The following is an 18550-nucleotide window of genomic DNA, read 5'->3' as shown; positions in this document are numbered from 1 at the left end:
ACCACGCAGGCGTTGGTGATGCTGGCTCGCAAACTTGCTCGGGTGGTATTCGCCTTGCTGAAAGGGCAAAGCGAATACCAGACAAAAGTCAGTTGAGGGCTTCCCCTCAACCATAGAATCTCCCACAGGGGATTGCATTGCAACTGAAGAAACCCGCTCACCTGTAGGAGTGAGCCTGCTCGCGATAACGGTCTGTCAGACGCCAACGATGTTGCATGTGCCGGCCTCATCGCGAGCAGGCTCGCTCCTACAGGGATTGCATTCCAACTGGAGGAACTCGAATGACTGTGGGAGCGAGCTTGCTCGCGAAGGCGGCAGGTCAGGCGAAGAGGCTCTTCGCCCCGGGCATCACGCGCCGTGGCACTTCTTGAATTTCTTGCCGTTGCCGCATGGGCACGGGTCGTTGCGGCCGACGTCTTTCAGGGCGTTGCGCACCGGTTCCTGGTGGGCGTGGCCGCAGTTCGGGCCGTGAACGTGGCCGTGGTCATGTTCGTGATGATGGTCATGATCGTGGTTGCAGTCAGGGCCATGGACATGAGGTTGCTGGGTCATCGGTGTTGCTCCGGAATTAAATCGGCGGGGATTATCACGCCATTGCGCTCAAGGTGCACGTAGTGAGCGATGAATAAACCGGTTTCCATCTCACCCTGCAAGCGATAGGGAATCTGTTGATTCGAGCTTTTCAGCATTTTCACCACATCTTTTACCCGGGGCCACAGGTTCGTGCGGATCGGCACTTTGAAGTAAGCACTGCGTTTTGGTCCGACCGTAAACCAGTGTTCATGCTCACCCTCGGCCAGCAGGATGTCGGCCAGATGAATGCGGTATTCGAGGCCGCGCACGGTCAGGTCGCTATCGTTGGGGTTATCGACGCGAAAGTGCAGGATGAATTTCTGTTCGAGCAGTTTGGCGCGCACCACTTCAACTTTCACCAGATGCACGGCGGGGTCGACGCTGTCATCGTTGAACCACGATGCGCAACCGCCGAGGTTCAGGATCAGCATCAAAAACAGAAAATGTAGTGTGCGCCAGCGACCGAGCATGGTTTTACTCCCTTTGCTGGCAGTCTAGCCGCTAAAAGATCGCAGCCTTCGGCAGCGCCTACAGGGGAAACGAAAATCCTGTGTAGGCGCTGCCGCAGGCTGCGATCTTTTGATCTTAAGCGCCGAAATATCCCGCACAGCACTTCTTGAACTTCTGCCCACTGGCGCACGGGCAACTGTCATTGCGCCCCAGCTTCAACTGCACCGTCGGATCAATGAAGTACCAGTGCCCGGCGTTCTGCACGAACGACGAACGCTCGCGATGGCTATGCTCGCCCTGACCGTCATGCCAGCGCGCGGTGAAGGTGACGAAAGCGTGTTCCGGCTGGCCGCCGAAGACTTCCGAGCTCTCGACTTCAAGGCCGAGCCAGGTGCTCTGCGCACTCCAGTCGGTGATCGATTGGCGATTGAGGCCCGCTTGCTGGGCGGGCAGGGTGGTCGCCACCAGATAGTCGATCAGCCCCAGCACATAGGCGCTGTAGCGCGAACGCATCAGCGCTTCGGCGCACGGTGCCGGATGGCCGTCGTGATAATGGCCGCAGCAGGCCTCCAGCAGATTGCCGCTGCCGCACGGGCAAATGGCTGTACTCATTGCATTACCACCAGTATTTCCCGAAGTTTTCCGGATTGGCCCAGAACCGTGAGTTGAGCCAGTCGGGGACTTGTTTGTATTCAAGCAGATCATAGGTGAACAGGGTCAGCACTTGATCGTCGCGTTGAAAACATTCACTGGCTTGCAGCGCCAGTGAATAGAAGTCGGTTTCCTGCCAGCCGCTGGCCGCCAGATCCGCCAGCACGGCGATGCGGCTAGCGTTGAGATTGCGAATCCCGCCCAACAAGTTGAGGCCATCGCGTTTGGGCAAATGTTCCAGGCAATCGACCACCAGCGCCAGATCGAAACGCTGTGCCGCCAGTTCAGCAGGCAACGCCCCCGGCGCGGCGTGGGCCACGACGGTGTCTGGATGTGCCTCTTTAAAGACGCTCAGGGCTGGAAATTCGCTGGCGCCGATCAGCAACAGCCGCGCCGGGGCGTAGCGATCCAGCAAAACGGCCAATGCCTGTTGCGGCGTACGGGAAGAAATGGCGACGTTCATCGAAGCTCCTCAATCAGACCGCCAAGACTAGCCTGCCTGACGGTGGCGGCAAAGCGCCCTGTTCCGCCCGTTTCGGGTAAATGTGCCGAAGTCCTGTGAACAGGCTCGCAAACAGCGGTGGCCTATTGCTGGCGGAGATTAAAACTCCGGTCTTTACTCCCTGAATCGGTTCTAAGCCGATCCCTCAGGAGAAAACCAGATGAGCATAGTTCGGACAGCGTTACCTTTGATTCTGCTAACCAGTGTGTTGACTGGTTGCGCAGGTTTGCAGAAAACCGACTGGCCGACCTGTGCGGCGGTCGGTGGTGTCGTCGGTGCCGGTCTCGGCGCAACCGAAAGTTCGGCATGGGCCGGCTACGGTGCGTTGCTGGTCGGTGGCACGGCAGCGGCCTATTGCTGGGTTCACGGCGATGGCGACGAAGACGGCGATGGCGTGCCGGACAGTCGCGACAAGTGCCCGGGCACGCCTAAAGGCGTACAGGTCGATGCTGACGGTTGCCCTCCACCAGCGCCTGCACCCGTGGTCGAAGAAGCTGTAGTGGTCAAGGAAGAAACCATTGTTATCCGTGATGTGCACTTCCAGTTCGACAAAGCCACGCTGACCGGCCCTGACAAGCAAGTGCTCGACAAGGTCGCCACCCGCCTGAAACAGGAATCCTCGACGGCGCAACTGACCGTGACCGGGCATACCGACAGCGTGGGCAGCGATGCCTACAACAAAAAACTGTCGGATCGTCGTGCGCACTCGGTGGTGGATTACCTGATCCAGCAAGGTGTGCCACGCGCCAGCTTCGTTTCGGTGTCCGGTCTGGGTGAAAGCCAGCCTGTTGCCGACAACAAAACCGCTGACGGTCGCGCGCAAAACCGTCGTACCGAAATCAAAATCCAGCGTTAAGCCCCTCTCGCATCCGCGGCTTGTGCAGTCGCGGATGCGGGTCTTTACTCCTGTGTAACCGGTATGGGCCGGTGACACAGGAGCTTTCACAATGACTGTTTTCTCAAGGTCCGTCTTGCCGGTGCTGCTGCTAGGCAGTTTGCTCACCGGTTGCGCCACCCACAGCGATGGCACTGCACCCCTCAATCAACGTACGTGGCCGATCTGCAGCCTTATCGGCGGGCTGGTCGGTGGCGGTCTCGGCGCCATTGAAAGTGGCGGATGGGCCGGCGGCGGCGCGGCGCTGGGGATTCTTACCGGCGGACTGATCTGTTATGCCCAGGACGGCGATGAAGACGGCGACGGTGTATTTGACCGCCGCGACCGTTGCCCGGACACTCCGGAAAACACCCCGGTCGATCACCGTGGTTGCCCGCTGCCACAGTACCCGGTCACGGAAAAAGTGCCGGAGCCTGCACCGCAAACTGAGGTCATTACCTTGAGCGATGCCGGCAACGTGCTGTTCGATTTCGACAAATCCGACCTGACCCCGGCGGCGAAAGCCCAGCTCGATACGCTGATGGACAAACTGCGCAGTGCCGATGTGGTGAGCATCAAGGTCATAGGTCACACCGACAGCAAAGGTTCGGATGCGTATAACCAGGCTTTGTCGGAACGGCGGGCGAGCAGTGTCGCCGCGTATTTGCTGAGCCAGGGCTTGGCGCCGAACAAACTCACCAGTGAAGGTCGCGGTGAAAGCGAGCCGGTTGCCGATAACGCCACCGATGAAGGTCGTGCGCAGAACCGGCGTGTGGAGTTGCACATCAACCGTTAGGAAGCGTCTGTAGGGCGCAGGCTAGAGCTGCCGGGCGACGATTAGCGTCGTTTCGGCAGCCATTTGGCAGACGATCGAAGTTTTTTCATTTTCCCCTCTGGCTTATCCCCCGCAGAAGCCGTTACTGTGCGCCCAAAGAATAATTCGCAACACGGGGGAGCGTATGAAAGTGTTCTGGGGGCTGGGGCGGTTGTTGACCCTGCTGTTCTGCTGCGTGGTACTGGCCAATCAGTTGGTGCCGTTCGTACATCCGTTGCATCTGCTGGTCAATCTGGCCGGCGGTCTGTTGTTGCTGATTCATTTATTCGAAGTGCTGCTGTGCAATCGCAGCCTCAAAGGTCGCCCGCACCCTTGGCGTGACCGTGGCCGCATCCTGCTGTTCGGCGTATTTCACCTGCAAACCATCCCGGCCCCGGCCGCTCCGGAGGCTTCTTCCCATGCGTAAACTCTGCTTGCTCGCTGCATTCATCAGCCCATTGGCCTGTGCCCAAGTGGTCAGCGTCGAAACCAATTCCCTGATGCGTTTGCCCAATACCACCAGCACCTTGCAGCTCGAACGTCTGGACGTGGCCGATTACGGCACCTTGCTGATTCCCGCCAACGTGACCGAATTGACCGTGGGCGAGTTGCGTCTCGGTCATGAAGCGCGCATTGCAATCGTTCCAGCTGAACAGGCGCTGGAATTGAAAGTTGCCCGCGCCGAACTGAGCGAAGGCAGTCAGATCACTGCGCGCGGGGCGCCGGGGACTTATGAAAAAGCCGCCCGTGCGGGGCGCAATCTGAATCTGCAATTCAAGGCGTTGAACGCGCCGCAGCTATTGGTCGATGCCCGTGGCGGCACCGGCGCACCGGGCTTTGTCGGCCTCGATGGCGGTAACGGCGAAGACCCAGGCTGCACTTATGGCGCGGCCGGGCATGGTTTTGATGGCAGTAACGGCAGTGACGGCCAACCGGGCGCACCGGGTGCGTTGGTGCGGCTGGAAGTGCCTCGCGAGTTTCCGGCGGAGTTGATCAAGGTCAATGTGGCAGGTGGCAACGGTGGCCCGGCGGGTGTTGGCGGCAAAGCAGGGAAGGGCGGCAAGTCCAAGGGGTGCTTGGTGTATCGCGCCGATGGTGGCAAGAACGGCAAGGCCGGGGCGGATGGCCAGCCTGGGCCAGTGGGGGCGGCGGGGGCGGTGACTGTGCAGCGCTTGTAAGATCACTGATTGTTCCCACGCTCCGCGTGGGAACACAGCCCGTGACGCTCCGCGTCACTGGACGCAGAGCGTCCCTTGCGGCATTCCCACGCAGAGCGTGGGAACGATCACGGCCTCGCCGCCGCAATCGCCACCAATACTAACCCCACAATCAGATTAAGCCCCACCACCCGGCGAATTCGCCCCAGCACCGCCGCACCCGCCGGCCAGTCCTTTGCATCAACCGCCGTGCGCAATTCCGGCAGCATCAACCCCTGAATGCGGATAAACAGCGCAGTCATCACCACGTACAAGCCCATCATCACCTGCACATACTTCGGCGCGGTCTCAAACCCGACCTGCTGCAAATGCAGCATGCCCACGCCGCTGATCGGCAACAGAATCACCGCGACCCAGACCCACCGAAAAAAACCTTGAAACACTTCCACCCACAAGGTCAGGCGGGCAGGGCCGTCTAGGGCCTTCACAGCCGCAGGGCGCAGGACCATCCAGGCGAAAAACATGCCGCCGACCCACACCAGGGCGGACAGCACATGAAGGGGGTAAACGAGGCTAAAAGGTGTCATTGGGGCACTCCGTTCTGCGCGGGATTAATTAGCGGGGTATGATAGCCGCCATCCGAAACCACTGAAAATTTATCCAGCGTTTTTTGCGCCCGACAATCCATGATCAGTACTGAACTCAAAACCACGATCCAGGGCGCCTATTCGCGTTTTCTAGAGGCCAAGAGCCTCAAACCGCGTTACGGCCAGCGCCTGATGATCGCTGAAATCGCCAAAGTCCTCGGGGATATCGACACCGACGACGAAGGCCGGCGCAGTGGCGACCCCGCGATTGTCGCGGTGGAAGCCGGTACCGGTACCGGCAAGACAGTGGCCTACAGCCTGGCCGCGATCCCCACCGCCAAACTGGCCGGCAAACGCCTGGTCATTGCCACCGCGACCGTCGCTCTGCAGGAGCAGATCGTCTACAAGGATTTGCCCGACCTGATGCGCAACAGCGGGCTGAATTTCAGCTTCGCCCTGGCCAAGGGCCGTGGCCGCTACATGTGCCTGTCCAAGCTCGACATGCTCTTGCAGGAAGGCCACGCGCAAACCGCCACTGCCCAGCTGTTCGAAGAAGAAGGCTTCAAGATCGAGGTCGATGAGGCCAGTCAAAAGCTGTTCACCAGCATGATCGAAAAGCTCGCCGGCAATAAGTGGGACGGCGACCGTGATAGCTGGCCGAATGCACTGGAAGATGCCGATTGGGCGCGCCTGACCACCGATCACAGCCAGTGTACCAACCGCCATTGCCCGAACTTCGGCCAGTGCGCCTTCTACAAGGCCCGCGAAGGTATGGGCAAGGTCGACGTGATCGTCACCAACCACGACATGGTCCTGGCTGACCTTGCACTGGGCGGCGGCGCGGTGTTGCCGGATCCGCGCGACACCATTTACGTGTTCGACGAAGGCCATCACCTGCCGGACAAGGCCATCGGCCACTTCGCCCATTACACGCGCCTGCGTTCCACCGCCGACTGGCTGGAAACCACCGCGAAGAACCTGACCAAACTGCTGGCCCAGCATCCGCTGCCAGGCGATCTTGGCAAATTGATCGAACAAGTGCCGGAACTGGCGCGTGAGATCAAGGCTCAGCAACAGTTCATGTTCAGCGCCTGTGAGCAGGTCGCCGATTTCAAACCCGGCGAAGACGTCGAGGGTCGCGAGCGGCCACGGCATCGCTTCGTCGCCGGGGTGATTCCCGAGCACATGCGCGAAATGGGCATCGAGCTAAAAAAAGGTTTTTCCCGTCTCAACGATCTGTTCACCCGTCTGACCGACCTGCTCAAGGAAGGCATGGACGGCGAGGTCAACATCGGCATCGCCAGCAATCAGGCTGAGGAATGGTATCCGCTGTTCGGCAGCCTGTTGTCGCGTGCCTCCGGCAACTGGGAGCTGTGGACTGCGTTCACCGCCGAAGACCCGGAAGACAGCCCGCCGATGGCGCGCTGGCTGACTCTGGCCGAAAGCGGTTCGCTGTTCGATATCGAGGTCAATGCCAGCCCGATCCTGGCGGCAGAAACCTTGCGCCGCAGCTTGTGGAACGTGGCTTACGGCTGTCTGGTGACCTCGGCGACCCTCACGGCGCTGGGCACTTTCGACCGCTTCCGCATGCGCGCCGGACTGCCGAAAAAGGCCGTCACGGCTGTGGTGCCGAGCCCGTTCCATCACGCCGACGCCGGTGTGTTGCGGGTGCCGGACCTGAAAGCCGATCCACGCGATGCCGCCGCACACACGGCAGCGATCATCCGTGAGTTGCCCGATCTGGTCGAAGGCTCGCGCGGCACCCTGGTGTTGTTCTCCTCGCGCAAACAGATGCAGGACGTGTTCGACGGTCTCGACCGCGACTGGCGCAAGCAAGTGTTCATTCAAGGCAACCTGTCGAAACAGGAAACCCTGAACAAGCACAAGGCGCGGGTCGACGGCGGTGATTCCAGCGTGCTGTTCGGTCTAGCCAGTTTCGCCGAAGGGGTGGACTTGCCGGGTGCGTACTGTGAACACGTGGTAATCGCCAAGATCCCGTTCTCGGTCCCGGACGATCCGGTCGAAGCGGCGCTGTCGGAATGGATCGAGGCCCGTGGCGGCAATCCGTTCATGGAAATCTCCGTGCCCGATGCTTCGCTGAAGCTGGTTCAGGCCTGCGGGCGACTGCTGCGCACCGAAGAAGACCGCGGCACCATCACCTTGCTTGATCGGCGTCTGGTCACCCAGCGCTATGGCAAGGCGATCCTCAATGCGTTGCCACCTTTCCGTCGTGAAATATCCTGAGACAACGGTGGGCAGTTTTGCCCGCCGTGTTGTCTATCTCTCTGCCATCGCTTTTCCATTGGCCATTGTTGGTCGTTAGGGAGAACTCCGTTCTTATGATCCGCCGTTCGTTGCCTGCCGTATTTGCCTTGATCTTCGCTGCCCCGTTGCTGGCAGCGCCCGCCGGTCAGCAGACCCTGTTCAACTTTGTCCGTCCTGCCGACGTGGTGAAAATCGCCACCGAAAACGCTGATCTGCCGCAAGCCAACGCCGAGCAAACGCCTGAGGGCGAAGTGCTGCGCCGGGTGACGTTCAACCCGGTGGCCCGCCCGACCTTGCGTCTGACGCCGCAGACCGGCGCTTGGGACTGGTCGCAGTCAGGCATGATGACTTTGCGTTTGCAGAGCGCAATGGACTGGGCGGTGACGGTCTACGTACAGATCCAGAGCAACGACGGCCGCACCCTGGTCAGCCGCGTCGACCTGCCGGCCGGGCCTGCGCAAACCCTGTTGGTGCCGCTGGTGGCATCGTCACCGCTGAGTCTTGGCATGAAAGCCGGGCCACCCATGCCAATGACGGTCGATGGTCAGCGGATCCTGCTGGTCAGCAGCAGCGGGGAGATCGATCGCAGCCAAGTGGTTTCGGTGAGCTTGTCTTTGGATCAGCCGAAAGTCGCGCAGAGTTTGCTGCTGGAGCGTTTCGGTGTGCAGGACGGCGAATCGGTCACCCAGGCCGTTTACGGCAATCTGGTCGACGCCTACGGGCAATCGACGCGCAGCAAGTGGCCGGAAAAAATCAGCAACGACGAACAACTGAAATCTGCCGCCGCCAAGGAACAGCAACAGCTGAAAACTTGGCTGGCCGAGCGTGAAAAGTCTTCGCTGGACAAATTTGGCGGCTGGAACAAAGGCCCGGCGTTCAAGGCCAGCGGTTTCTTCCGTACTGAAAAGCGTGATGGCCGCTGGTATCTGGTCACGCCTGAAGGTCATCCGTTTTACTCGTTGGGCGTGAACACCGTCAGCCCCCAGGTCAACCAAACCTACGTGGCTGGCCGTGAGTACATGTTTGAATCCCTGCCTAAACCTGAAGAACCGTTGGCCAAGCATTTTGGCGAGGGTGACAACCGTGGCGGCAACGGTGTTGATCAGGGCCGGGGATACGGCAACGGGCGCTGGTACGACTTCTATGGCGCCAACCTGCAGCGCGTGTACGGTGAACCGTGCAAAGCCGACAGTGAGAGCAAGTCCGGAGTCGCCGAAGCGGCCAAGTCTGCCGCCGCTGAAACGGCCGCAGTGAGCTCGGCTGAACCTGTCTCGGTGCCTGCGGAGCCGAAGTCCGGTGTCGCTGAGGCAGCCAAAACTGAAACCGTACAAGCGACGGCGGAAAAGGCTGCTGAGCCGTGCAAGGCCACCATTGATGAGCAACAGTGGGCCAGCCACACGCTCGATCGCCTACAAGCCTGGGGCTTCAACACGGTTGGTAACTGGAGTGCCGATTCGCTAAGTGATGCCGAGCGTGTGCCTTACACCTTGCCGCTGTCGATCGTCGGTGACTACACCAGCATCAGCACCGGCAGCGACTGGTGGGGCGGTATGCCGGATCCGTTTGATCCGCGTTTCGCCATGGCCACCGAGCGCGCTGTCGCCATCGCCGCCCGCGATCACCGCGACGATCCGTGGCTGATCGGCTACTACGCCGACAACGAACTGGCGTGGGCAGGTCCCGGCGATGATCCGAAATCCCGCTATGCGCTGGCCTATGGCACCCTGAAAATGACCACCGACGTTCCAGCAAAGCGAGCGTTCCTCAAGCAATTGCGCGACAAGTATCGCAATCAGGCGGGGCTGTCGAAGGCGTGGGGCATTGATCTGCCGGCGTGGGAATTGATGGAAGACCCGGGTTTCGTGCCACCACTGCCGAACCCGGAACATCCGGAAATCGAGGCTGACTTCAAATATTTCCAGAAAGTCTTCGCCGACACTTACTTCAAAACTATCTCCGACTCGCTGAAATGGCACGCGCCGAACCAGTTGCTGCTTGGCGGTCGCTTCGCCATCAGCACCCCTGAAGCTGTAGCCTCCTGCGCGCAGTATTGCGACGTGTTGAGTTTCAACATGTACACGCTGAAACCGCAGGACGGTTATGACTTTGCCGCACTGGGCGCTTTGGACAAACCGGTAATGATCACCGAATTCAACTTTGGCTCAGCGGATCGTGGCCCGTTCTGGGGCGGCGTCACGCAACTGGCCAAGGAAGAAGATCGCGGCCCGGCCTACGCCAACTTCCTCAAACAAGCGCTGAGTGAACCGTCGATTGTTGGCGTGCATTGGTTCCAGTATCTGGACCAACCGGTAACCGGCCGTCTGCTTGATGGTGAGAATGGCCACTTCGGTCTGGTGGGAGTGACGGATCTGCCGTATCAGGGCTTCGTCGAGTCAGTGCGCAAGAGCAATTTGCAGGCCATTGATCAGCTTGGCAAAGAGGCCGAGAAAGCCCTTAAGCACGAAGCCGAAGGCGGCAGGAAAGGTGAGGCAGGCAAAGGTGCGGGAGCAGGGCACGCGGGTGGGCACTCGGGGAATGGTCATTAATCTGTGATGCGCTAAAAGATCGCAGCTTGCGGCAGCTCCTGCAGAGGAACGCGATCTCATGTAGGAGCTGCCGCAGGCTGCGATCTTTTGACTTGGCTTTTAACCGTCTGGCCCGCAGCTGTTCCCAAATCCCTCTAGGGCTGGAACAATGCGGGCCACTTTGTAGAGCGTTTTCGCGGGGGAGTTGCGGGTGCAGATTCAGGGACATTACGAGCTTCAATTCGAAGCGGTGCGCGAAGCCTTTGCTGCACTGTTCGACGATCCCCAGGAACGCGGCGCAGCCCTGTGCATCAAGGTCGGTGGAGAAACCGTCCTCGACTTCTGGTCCGGTACCTCCGACAAGGATGGCGCCGAGGCCTGGCACAGCGACACCATCGCCAACCTGTTCTCCTGCACCAAAACCTTCACCGCCGTCACCGCCCTGCAACTGGTCGGTGAAGGCAAGCTGCAACTGGATGTTCCGGTCGCCCGCTACTGGCCGGAATTCGCCGCTGCCGGCAAAGAATCCATCACCCTGCGCCAATTGCTTTGCCATCAGGCCGGTCTGCCGGCGCTGCGTGAGCTGCTGGCGCCGGAAGCCCTCTACGATTGGCAAACCATGGTCGACGCCCTCGCGGCTGAAACACCGTGGTGGACGCCGGGCACTGGTCACGGCTATGCCGCGATCACGTACGGCTGGCTGATCGGCGAATTGCTGCGCCGCGCTGACGGTCGCGGGCCTGGCGAATCCATCGTCGCCCGTGTCGCCAAGCCGTTGGGACTGGATTTCCACGTCGGTCTGGCTGACGAAGAGTTCCACCGTGTGGCGCATATCGCTCGCGGCAAGGGCAATACTGGTGATGCCGCCGCGCAACGCCTGCTGCAAGTGACCATGCGCGAACCGGCCGCCATGACCACTCGCGCTTTTACCAATCCGCCGTCGGTGCTGACCAGCACCAACAAACCGGAGTGGCGACGCATGCAGCAACCGGCGGCCAATGGCCACGGGAATGCGCGCAGTCTGGCCGGTTTCTACGCTGGTTTGCTCGACGGCAGCCTGCTCGAAAGCGACATGCTCGAAGAGCTGACCCGCGAACACAGCCTCGGCGAAGACAAGACTTTGTTGACCCAGACCCGTTTCGGTCTGGGCTGCATGCTTGATCAACCGGATGTGCCCAACGCCACTTACGGCCTCGGCCCACGTGCGTTCGGCCATCCGGGCGCGGGCGGTTCCATCGGTTTTGCTGACCCCGAGCATGATGTCGCGTTTGGTTTTGTGACAAATACCCTTGGGCCGTACGTCTTGATGGATCCCCGCGCGCAGAAGCTCGCGCGGGTGCTTGCCACTTGTCTGTAAAGTTTCATCCGAGGTCCCAGGGTCGGAACCTCAAGCGGTTTTTCGTTTCAAAACGGCTGTTTATCCGGGCGAAAGTGCTCTGATTTTTCATTACTTCATTTTGTGGATTTTCAATGTCATCTAAAAAGACCCTCGCCCTGGCCCTGTGTGTAGCGATCACCGGTTGTGCACAGACCCCGAAAAACGATGCGGACGGCGGTAGTTGGTGGCCGTTCGGTTCTTCCGACAAGGTCGCGGCCAAGGAGCCAGCTCCGGCCCCCGCCCCGCTGAAACCTGCGGCCTCCGCACCCGTGGCCAAGACTCAAAGCAGCAGCCCGTGGTACTGGCCGTTCGGTTCTGATGATGAAGCGGTCAAAGCTGACATGAAGGCTGAAGTCGCCCCGGAAGCGAAAAAACCGGCGACCGTCGCCAAAGCTGAAGCCGACGCGGGTGGCAAATGGTGGTGGCCGTTTGGCGGTAAGGATCAACCCACCACCAAAGCCGTGCCGATGCCGGATCCGAAAGTGACCCAGGCCTGGCTCGACGACTACGAACCGCGCCTGCGTGAAGCGGTCAAGGACAGCAATCTGCAACTCGAACGCCGTGAAAACGTGCTGGTCGTGACTGCACCGGTCGAAGGCTCGTTCAATCCGGATCGTCCCGCCATGCTGCTGCCGGTCACCCTCGGTCCGTTCACCCGAGTGGCGAAAATCCTCGAAGCCGACCCGAAAACTGCCGTGCTGGTCCTTGGCCACAGCGATTCCAGTGGTGCCGCGCCTGCCAACATCAAACTCAGCCAGGAACGTGCCCAGTCCATTGCGGCGATCTTCCGTCTCAGCGGCTTGCAGCGTGATCGCCTGATGCTGCGCGGCATGGGTTCGGAAGCGCCGCGTGCGGCCAACGACAGCGTTGAAGGTCGTGCCCTGAACCGTCGTGTCGAACTGCTGGTGACCCCGCAGAACACCATGGTTGCGCTGCTGAGCAAGTACAACATGCCAGCGCCGAAGCCAGTGACCATGGTCGCCGCGCAAGACGTCAAGCCAGCCGCCAAACCGGTAACTCCAGCGCCTGCTGCGAAAAAAGCTGCTGTTCCGGCGACCAAGAAGGCTCCAGCGAAAAAAGCGGCTGCCAAGGCGCCGGCTAAAAAGGCACCGGCCAAGGCCCCAGCGAAAAAGACTGCTCCAGCCAAAGCCGCCGCGACCGACAAGAAAGTCGCCGCGACCGATACCACCAAGAAGTGATCCGCTAACGAAAAGGAATGCGCCATGACCCAGGCTCTGGCAGATATGCGTCGTGATTACACCCGGGATGGTCTGACCGAGGCGCAAGCCCCGGCCGAGCCATTTGCGTTGTTTCACCAGTGGTTTGCCGACGCGGTGAAAACCGAACAGGCGCCGGTGGAAGCCAACGCCATGACCCTGGCCACGGTCGACCAGGATGGGCGACCGCATTGCCGCATTCTGCTGCTCAAGGGCCTGGACGAGCAGGGCTTCACCTTCTTCACCAACTACGACAGCGCCAAGGGCCAGCATCTGGCGGCCAACCCGTTTGCCGCCATGACTTTCTTCTGGCCAACCCTCGAACGCCAGGTGCGCATCGAAGGGCGGGTGGTGAAGGTCACGCCTGCGGAGTCGGATGCGTATTATCAGGTGCGTCCGCTGGGCAGCCGTCTCGGTGCCTGGGCATCACCGCAGAGCCGGGTGATCAACGGGCGCGGTGAACTGGAAGATTTGCTCAAGGCCACCGAGCAGCGTTTCTCCGATACTCAACCCGACTGCCCGGAACATTGGGGTGGTTACCGTTTGTTGCCTGAGCGCATCGAATTCTGGCAGGGCCGTCCGAGCCGTCTGCACGATCGCCTCAACTACCGTGTGCAGGGCGCCGACTGGATTCTTGAACGTCTGGCACCCTGAGCAGTCTACCGAGCGGGATAGCCTGCCGCAGCGGCCTCCAGCCACTTCGGCAGATCCCGGCGCTTGATCTTCTGCATCTGAGCATTCGCTAACTGTTTGAGCATGAAGGCGCGTTTGCCTTCATCCTTGCCCGCCAGTGACAGCGCCAGGTCGCGATCCATCCAGCGTTTGATCCGCACGTACAACCACCAATGGAAGTACAAACCGGCGGCAGTGGTGACGACGATGATGAAGTAATCCATGAAAATCCTTGGTGTCGGTGGCGCAGAATCGGTAATTTGGCGCTACTGTAGGCCTACATCAGGGGGAGCGTGCAGGTGTCTGTACCGCGCCTGAATGAAAGCCAATTTATCCGGGCGGTGTCGTGACAGGCGTCAAGCCACGGAGTTTAATGACTATATGTTTCTTTGGAGTTGATGCTATGCGTAAGTCTGTTCTGCTGGTTGCTTCCTTTTCCACGATGGCGATGTTGCTTACCGGCTGCCAATCGAGCCTGACCGGTGACTCCTACTCCCGTGACGAAGCGCGTCGCGTGCAGACGATTCGCATGGGCACCATCGAATCCCTGCGTCCGGTGAAAATCGAAGGCACCAAAACCCCGATCGGCGGCCTCGCTGGTGCAGCGGTCGGCGGCGTCGGCGGCAGCGCCATCGGCGGCGGCAAGGGCAGCATCGTTGCCGCGGTTATCGGTGCGGTGGCGGGTGGTCTGATCGGTTCGGCCACGGAAGAAGGCCTGACTCGTACGCAAGGTGTGGAAATCACCGTGCGTGAAGACGACGGCAGCATGCGTGCCTATGTGCAGCAGGTTCAGGAGAATGAAGTGTTCCGCGTTGGCGAACGCGTGCGCATCTCCACCGTTGGCGGGACCAGCCGCGTTTCGCACTAAGCGGGAACGAGCGGTAAAAGAAAACCCCGATCAGGTGACTGGTCGGGGTTTTTCTTTATCGTGTTTCAACGTCCATTACACGTCAGTTGGAAGGTGTACTTCGGATCGAAGACATTCTTCCCGATCAGCTTCTCCAATGAGGCAAGCTGATCATTTGAGAGGTCGTAACCCTCCCAGCCCTGCTGCTTGGAAGACCAGCTCATGATGGCTGCCAGATTCTCGTCAAATCCTGGAGGTAATTCCTCTTCAAAAACGAGAAACTCTGTTTTCCTATCGAATGCTTCAATCCTATAAATCATAAGAGACCGTCACCAGACATCGCTGTAGTCAAAAGAGATCTGATAATCGTAAATTTTGAAGACGATGCTATGTTGAAAGTACGGCTGAATGACTCGAATCCACTCTTCGAGAACATTGAAACCGCCATTGTTTATGTTGTTTTCCACAGGTATACCCAAAGCATTCAAAACGGTTTCATCATCGCCTAAATCCTTAGAATACTCTTCGCCCTCGCATAGATGGTTTTGCTTGTCGTACCACTCCAGCCTCAGTTTTAATCCCATCATCAACCTCACAAGTATTTTTTTTCTGATGCTTCTTTCATCTTTCGGGTCCTCGCTTCGCTCTCCTGTAAAAGGGTCTAACGCGCCTAGGTGAGTTCCGTCACTTGCTCGGCAAACCTCCAACTCTCCGTGCATCGAGTCCCACTCGTAAGTTCTCCTGCCTTTGCATCCTTCCAGCGATCCCGATGCCCCTCCGTTGTATGGAGGTTTCTTTTTTGCTCTTCTCAAATCAGGAAAGGCTGGGATATCTACCGTTTCAGAAGCTGGGTGATAGGTATGTTCCGTGAAGACGACGGCAGCATGCTTGCCTATGTGCAGCAGGTTCAGGAAAATAAAGTGTTCCGCGTTGGCGAGCACGTGCGCTTTCCCGCCGTTGGCGGAACCAGCCGAATTTCGCACTAAGCGGGAACGAGCGATAAAAAATAACCCCGATCAAGTTACTGGTCAGGGTTGTCTTTTTTACTTCAAATCAGTAATCAGTACATGTGCCCATAAAAAATTCTAAACCCTTCGGAAAGTTAACGTTTAGAAGGGTTTCCAGCGCTGCTACTTGATGTGCGCTCAGTAACAACTCCCCAGGTTCCAGTTCGCTGAGGGGCTTGGACTCGATGAGCTGAGCGACTTTTTCATTTAACTCGCTTCCGGTGATATCCAACTCGAACTGCAAAGAGTTATCTTGAGCGTCATCAGGATAAAAACCGGTTATCGAAAGGTAGCGCATGTATCAATCCTTAATTTCTGGAGGTTTTTCTGTCCGGTACTGCAGGCCCGGTTTGTTCACCCGTCAGGTGATTGAATTCGCCCAAATGAGTTGTTCCCAATTTGTCGTATTTTTCCACAGCGTTACTTTTGTAATCCCATTCATAGATTCGACCTTTGCGATCTACCCACCGTGCTCGCTGCTTTCCGCCACCTTTGACCGATGATTTCGACTTTACTCTAACTGCGTCAGGGAAGGCCGGTAGTGTCTTTGGGTGGCCGTAGTAAACATGGTCGCGAGCCCGGCTTAAAACGATGTAAACCGGCCGAATCCCAGAATGCGCCGGAAAAACCAAAATAAAATCCCGATACTCTGGAGGATAAACCGGATTCACCAGAATCCCGTCCGCCGCTTTCGTCGGCGGATACACCCAGATATGCGGCGCTTGCGGTGCAGCCTCCAGCGCCGGAATACCGAGGATGTCGGAGCCGTCCACAGCAGGCGTCCAGATCAGTTCGACGCCCTCACCAAGATCCGCAATAAACTGACTGCCTCGCGCGCTGAACTGCACGACATCAACCATTTCCCAATCGCGATTCTTGCCGGTGTAAAAGCCGTAGCCCATCAGACTGCCGTCGGCCTGCTGCTCCACCCGCAGGCGCACGCGAGTTCGGGCCTGTTTGAGGCTACGCAGTTGTTCTTCGGTATAGAGAGCGCTGTCGCCGAGTGTGGGCGTCCAAAAAATTGCAACAAGCCCGGTGAGCAAAGCTGCCCCCGTTGCACCGATGACCGCAGCAGCACCCTGGACTGGAACTGCGATGGTGGGCGTGCGCAGAGCAACTTGGCCAACGCCAAGTGCGACAGCGTTGCCGCTGATGGTTTGCAGGCTCAGCAAGCCACTCTCATCAGCCTCTCGCGCACCCAACAGAATCAGCTCGCCGTAATCCTTCAGGCTGTCAGTCGGCACCATTCCCGAAGAATTGGAGTAATCGATAATCGCATCCGGCAATTTGCAGGACTTGGCGAATACGCAGCCGGCACGAACGGGCTCAGTCTTTTTGACCGCCACCTCACGGCTGCGCTCGAAAGCCTCCTGCCGCGCCAGCATGGCGTCGTAAGCGTTTTGTCTGGCGTCGCGTTCGGCCAGTTCCGTGGCCGTCATGTAGCGGTAAGTGACGTGGTGCCCGTCGCCTTGAGGTGGGTTGGGAACCCGGGGAATGTCCTTGTTGCCAGCCACTGATCGTCCTTTCGTTCATCCGTCGACAGCCCTTCGCAAAGGGCTGCGCAACGTTAACGAAGCAGGAATATTGTGGCTGTAGGACGCGTCGCTAAAGACGTGGGGATTGTTCGCTGTGTAACAGGACGCAGGAAATTTGTGGCGAGGGAGCTTGCTCCCGCTGGGGTGCGCAGCGCCCCCAAAAGACGGGCCCGCTGCGCAGTCCAGCGGGAGCAAGCTCCCTCGCCACAATTGTTCTATGATGCAGACAATGCTGTATTCCGGCGACTCGCCGCCGCCGTCACCGCATAACCAATCAACGCTGCCAGAATCGACCCCGTCAAAATGCCCATCCGGTCCATCCCGGCGTAGTCGCTTACACCCGGCTCAAAGGCCAGCGAACCGACAAACAGGCTCATGGTGAAGCCGATGCCGCACAGAATGGCCACACCCAACACCTGGCCCCAGTTGGCGCCTTGGGGCAGGGTGGCGATGCCGATCTTCACGGCCAGCCATGTCAGGCCGAAAACACCGACGGTCTTGCCCAGCAGCAGGCCCACCGCAATGCCCATCGGCACGTGATGGGTGAAGCTTTCGACGGTGACGCCGCTCAGCGACAACCCGGCGTTGGCGAAGGCGAACAGCGGCAGGATGCCGTAAGCCACCCACGGGTGCAGCGCATGTTCGAGGGTCAGCAACGGCGACGGCTCGGCATTTTTCGTGCGCAGCGGGATGCAGAAGGCCAGAGTCACGCCGGCCAGCGTCGCGTGGACACCGCTCTTGAGTACACAGACCCACAGAATCAAACCGATGATCATGTAAGGCCCGAGCTTGACCACGCCCAAGCGATTCATCGCCACCAGCGCCGCGATGCACGCTGCCGCCAGACCCAGCGAAAGAGTCGACAGTTCGCCGGAGTAGAAGATGGCGATGATCACGATGGCGCCGAGGTCATCGATGATCGCCAGGGTCATCAGGAACAACTTCAGCGACACCGGTACGCGCTTGCCGAGCAGAGCCAGCACGCCGAGGGCGAAGGCGATGTCGGTCGCGGTCGGGATCGCCCAGCCGTCGAGGGCTGCCGGATTGTCGCGGTTGAGGAACCAGTAGATCAGCGCCGGCACCAGCATGCCGCCGATCGCTGCCGCACCGGGCAGGACGATCTGCGACGGTTTCGACAGCTGACCGTCGAGGACTTCGCGCTTCACTTCCAGGCCGATGAGCAGGAAGAACATCGCCATCAGACCGTCGTTGATCCAGAGCAGCAGGGGTTTAGCGATTTTCAACGCACCGATCTGCGCCACCACCGGAGTGTCGAGCAGGCTGGTATACAGCCACGACAGTGGCGAGTTGTTGATAATCAGAGCCAGGATGGCCGCGGCGATCAATAACAGACCGCTGGCAGCTTCCAACTGAAAGAAACGCGTGAAAGTGCTACGCAGAGGCAAGGTCGCTCTCCATCGATAAAGTCAAAAGGTGGGACACCCTAACCCGTACTGTTAGTTGTTAAAACAAAAGTTATATTCTTTTTTGTTATA

21 protein-coding genes and 2 pseudogenes are annotated in these 18550 nt (G+C 59.2%); 12 read left to right on the top strand and 11 right to left on the bottom strand.

The features are described from left to right. A pseudogene (locus CKW14_RS16135) lies at positions 1-96 on the top strand (IS110 family transposase); the annotation flags it as partial. Between the two features lie 252 nt (positions 97-348). Here CKW14_RS16135 and CKW14_RS16130 read toward each other — a convergent pair. The 4 genes from CKW14_RS16130 to CKW14_RS16115 all read right to left on the bottom strand — a co-directional run bounded on the left by CKW14_RS16130 (position 349) and on the right by CKW14_RS16115 (position 2137). Next, on the bottom strand, positions 349-552 hold the full coding sequence (locus CKW14_RS16130) for an SEC-C metal-binding domain-containing protein (RefSeq protein ID WP_034154967.1): 204 nt from the start codon (positions 550-552) through the stop codon (positions 349-351). Beyond that, complete coding sequence (locus CKW14_RS16125; RefSeq protein ID WP_095049120.1) at positions 549-1043, bottom strand: LEA type 2 family protein; 495 nt, start codon at positions 1041-1043, stop codon at positions 549-551. The genes CKW14_RS16130 and CKW14_RS16125 overlap by 4 nt, the downstream gene beginning before the upstream one ends. A 115-nt stretch (positions 1044-1158) precedes the next feature. Beyond that, positions 1159-1635 carry a YchJ family protein gene (locus CKW14_RS16120; RefSeq protein ID WP_095049121.1) on the bottom strand — a complete coding sequence of 159 codons (477 nt, stop codon included), beginning with the start codon at positions 1633-1635 and terminating at the stop codon, positions 1159-1161. 4 nt (positions 1636-1639) lie between these two features. Then, the gene (locus CKW14_RS16115; RefSeq protein WP_095049122.1) at positions 1640-2137 is read right to left on the bottom strand and encodes a DUF6231 family protein; all 498 of its coding nucleotides are present in this window, start codon (positions 2135-2137) and stop codon (positions 1640-1642) included. 199 nt (positions 2138-2336) lie between these two features. Between CKW14_RS16115 and CKW14_RS16110 the strand changes: the two genes are divergently transcribed. The 4 genes from CKW14_RS16110 (at position 2337) to CKW14_RS16095 (ending at position 5042) form a co-directional block, all read left to right on the top strand. Next, on the top strand, positions 2337-3032 hold the full coding sequence (locus tag CKW14_RS16110) for an OmpA family protein (protein WP_007918596.1): 696 nt from the start codon (positions 2337-2339) through the stop codon (positions 3030-3032). A 91-nt stretch (positions 3033-3123) separates the two neighbouring features. Beyond that, positions 3124-3846: an OmpA family protein gene (locus CKW14_RS16105; RefSeq protein WP_095125632.1), complete on the top strand. Its 723-nt coding sequence runs from the start codon at positions 3124-3126 to the stop codon at positions 3844-3846. 163 nt (positions 3847-4009) lie between these two features. Then, positions 4010-4291, top strand: a complete 282-nt coding sequence (locus CKW14_RS16100) for a DUF1145 domain-containing protein (RefSeq protein ID WP_095049124.1) — start codon at positions 4010-4012, stop codon at positions 4289-4291. After that, positions 4284-5042: a hypothetical protein gene (locus tag CKW14_RS16095; protein WP_095119206.1), complete on the top strand. Its 759-nt coding sequence runs from the start codon at positions 4284-4286 to the stop codon at positions 5040-5042. The genes CKW14_RS16100 and CKW14_RS16095 overlap by 8 nt, the downstream gene beginning before the upstream one ends. A gap of 107 nt (positions 5043-5149) precedes the next feature. Here the strand turns inward: CKW14_RS16095 and CKW14_RS16090 are convergent, their stop codons facing one another. Next, positions 5150-5608: a CopD family protein gene (locus CKW14_RS16090; protein WP_095125631.1), complete on the bottom strand. Its 459-nt coding sequence runs from the start codon at positions 5606-5608 to the stop codon at positions 5150-5152. 99 nt (positions 5609-5707) lie between these two features. Between CKW14_RS16090 and dinG the strand changes: the two genes are divergently transcribed. The 5 genes from dinG to pdxH all read left to right on the top strand — a co-directional run bounded on the left by dinG (position 5708) and on the right by pdxH (position 13647). Next, positions 5708-7852 (top strand): ATP-dependent DNA helicase DinG, encoded by a 2145-nt coding sequence (gene dinG / locus CKW14_RS16085; protein WP_038358136.1) that lies wholly within the window; start codon positions 5708-5710, stop codon positions 7850-7852. A gap of 95 nt (positions 7853-7947) precedes the next feature. Continuing rightward, positions 7948-10419, top strand: a complete 2472-nt coding sequence (locus CKW14_RS16080; RefSeq protein WP_095125630.1) for a beta-galactosidase — start codon at positions 7948-7950, stop codon at positions 10417-10419. A gap of 190 nt (positions 10420-10609) precedes the next feature. After that, a complete protein-coding gene (locus CKW14_RS16075; protein WP_095125629.1) occupies positions 10610-11755 on the top strand; it encodes a serine hydrolase domain-containing protein in 1146 nt (381 codons plus the stop codon). Between the two features lie 113 nt (positions 11756-11868). Further along, positions 11869-12975: an OmpA family protein gene (locus CKW14_RS16070; RefSeq protein WP_095125628.1), complete on the top strand. Its 1107-nt coding sequence runs from the start codon at positions 11869-11871 to the stop codon at positions 12973-12975. 24 nt (positions 12976-12999) lie between these two features. Continuing rightward, a complete protein-coding gene (gene pdxH / locus CKW14_RS16065) occupies positions 13000-13647 on the top strand; it encodes a pyridoxamine 5'-phosphate oxidase (protein ID WP_016986574.1) in 648 nt (215 codons plus the stop codon). A 5-nt stretch (positions 13648-13652) separates the two neighbouring features. Here the strand turns inward: pdxH and CKW14_RS16060 are convergent, their stop codons facing one another. Further along, positions 13653-13889, bottom strand: coding sequence for a hypothetical protein (locus CKW14_RS16060; RefSeq protein ID WP_095049130.1), 237 nt, complete (start codon positions 13887-13889; stop codon positions 13653-13655). Positions 13890-14068: 179 nt separating this feature from the next. Between CKW14_RS16060 and CKW14_RS16055 the strand changes: the two genes are divergently transcribed. Continuing rightward, positions 14069-14533 (top strand): glycine zipper 2TM domain-containing protein, encoded by a 465-nt coding sequence (locus tag CKW14_RS16055; protein ID WP_007918566.1) that lies wholly within the window; start codon positions 14069-14071, stop codon positions 14531-14533. A gap of 65 nt (positions 14534-14598) precedes the next feature. On the opposite strand, the gene CKW14_RS16050 is transcribed toward CKW14_RS16055, so the two are convergent. Together CKW14_RS16050 and CKW14_RS30470 are read right to left on the bottom strand one after the other, a co-directional pair. Continuing rightward, a complete protein-coding gene (locus tag CKW14_RS16050; RefSeq protein WP_095125627.1) occupies positions 14599-14832 on the bottom strand; it encodes a hypothetical protein in 234 nt (77 codons plus the stop codon). A gap of 9 nt (positions 14833-14841) precedes the next feature. Next, positions 14842-15408: a colicin E3-like toxin immunity protein gene (locus CKW14_RS30470; protein WP_371857750.1), complete on the bottom strand. Its 567-nt coding sequence runs from the start codon at positions 15406-15408 to the stop codon at positions 14842-14844. Here CKW14_RS30470 and CKW14_RS30465 point away from each other — a divergent pair. After that, positions 15379-15498 (top strand): annotated as a pseudogene (locus CKW14_RS30465) (hypothetical protein); the annotation flags it as partial. The gene CKW14_RS30470 and the pseudogene CKW14_RS30465 overlap by 30 nt on opposite strands. Before the next feature lie 67 nt (positions 15499-15565). Here CKW14_RS30465 and CKW14_RS16035 read toward each other — a convergent pair. From CKW14_RS16035 to nhaA, 3 genes are all read right to left on the bottom strand, one after another. Continuing rightward, positions 15566-15817 (bottom strand): pyocin S6 family toxin immunity protein, encoded by a 252-nt coding sequence (locus CKW14_RS16035; protein WP_095125626.1) that lies wholly within the window; start codon positions 15815-15817, stop codon positions 15566-15568. A gap of 10 nt (positions 15818-15827) precedes the next feature. Continuing rightward, complete coding sequence (locus CKW14_RS16030) at positions 15828-17033, bottom strand: S-type pyocin domain-containing protein (protein ID WP_095125625.1); 1206 nt, start codon at positions 17031-17033, stop codon at positions 15828-15830. Between the two features lie 236 nt (positions 17034-17269). Further along, positions 17270-18460 carry a Na+/H+ antiporter NhaA gene (gene nhaA, locus CKW14_RS16020; RefSeq protein WP_095125623.1) on the bottom strand — a complete coding sequence of 397 codons (1191 nt, stop codon included), beginning with the start codon at positions 18458-18460 and terminating at the stop codon, positions 17270-17272. Positions 18461-18550 lie beyond the last annotated feature (90 nt).

Origin of the sequence: Pseudomonas sp. Irchel s3a12, assembly GCF_900187485.1 — a bacterium.
GTDB lineage: Bacteria > Pseudomonadota > Gammaproteobacteria > Pseudomonadales > Pseudomonadaceae > Aquipseudomonas > Aquipseudomonas neuropathica.
The sequence above is the reverse complement of the archived record's forward strand: the minus strand, read 5'-3'. Positions and strand labels throughout refer to the sequence as shown.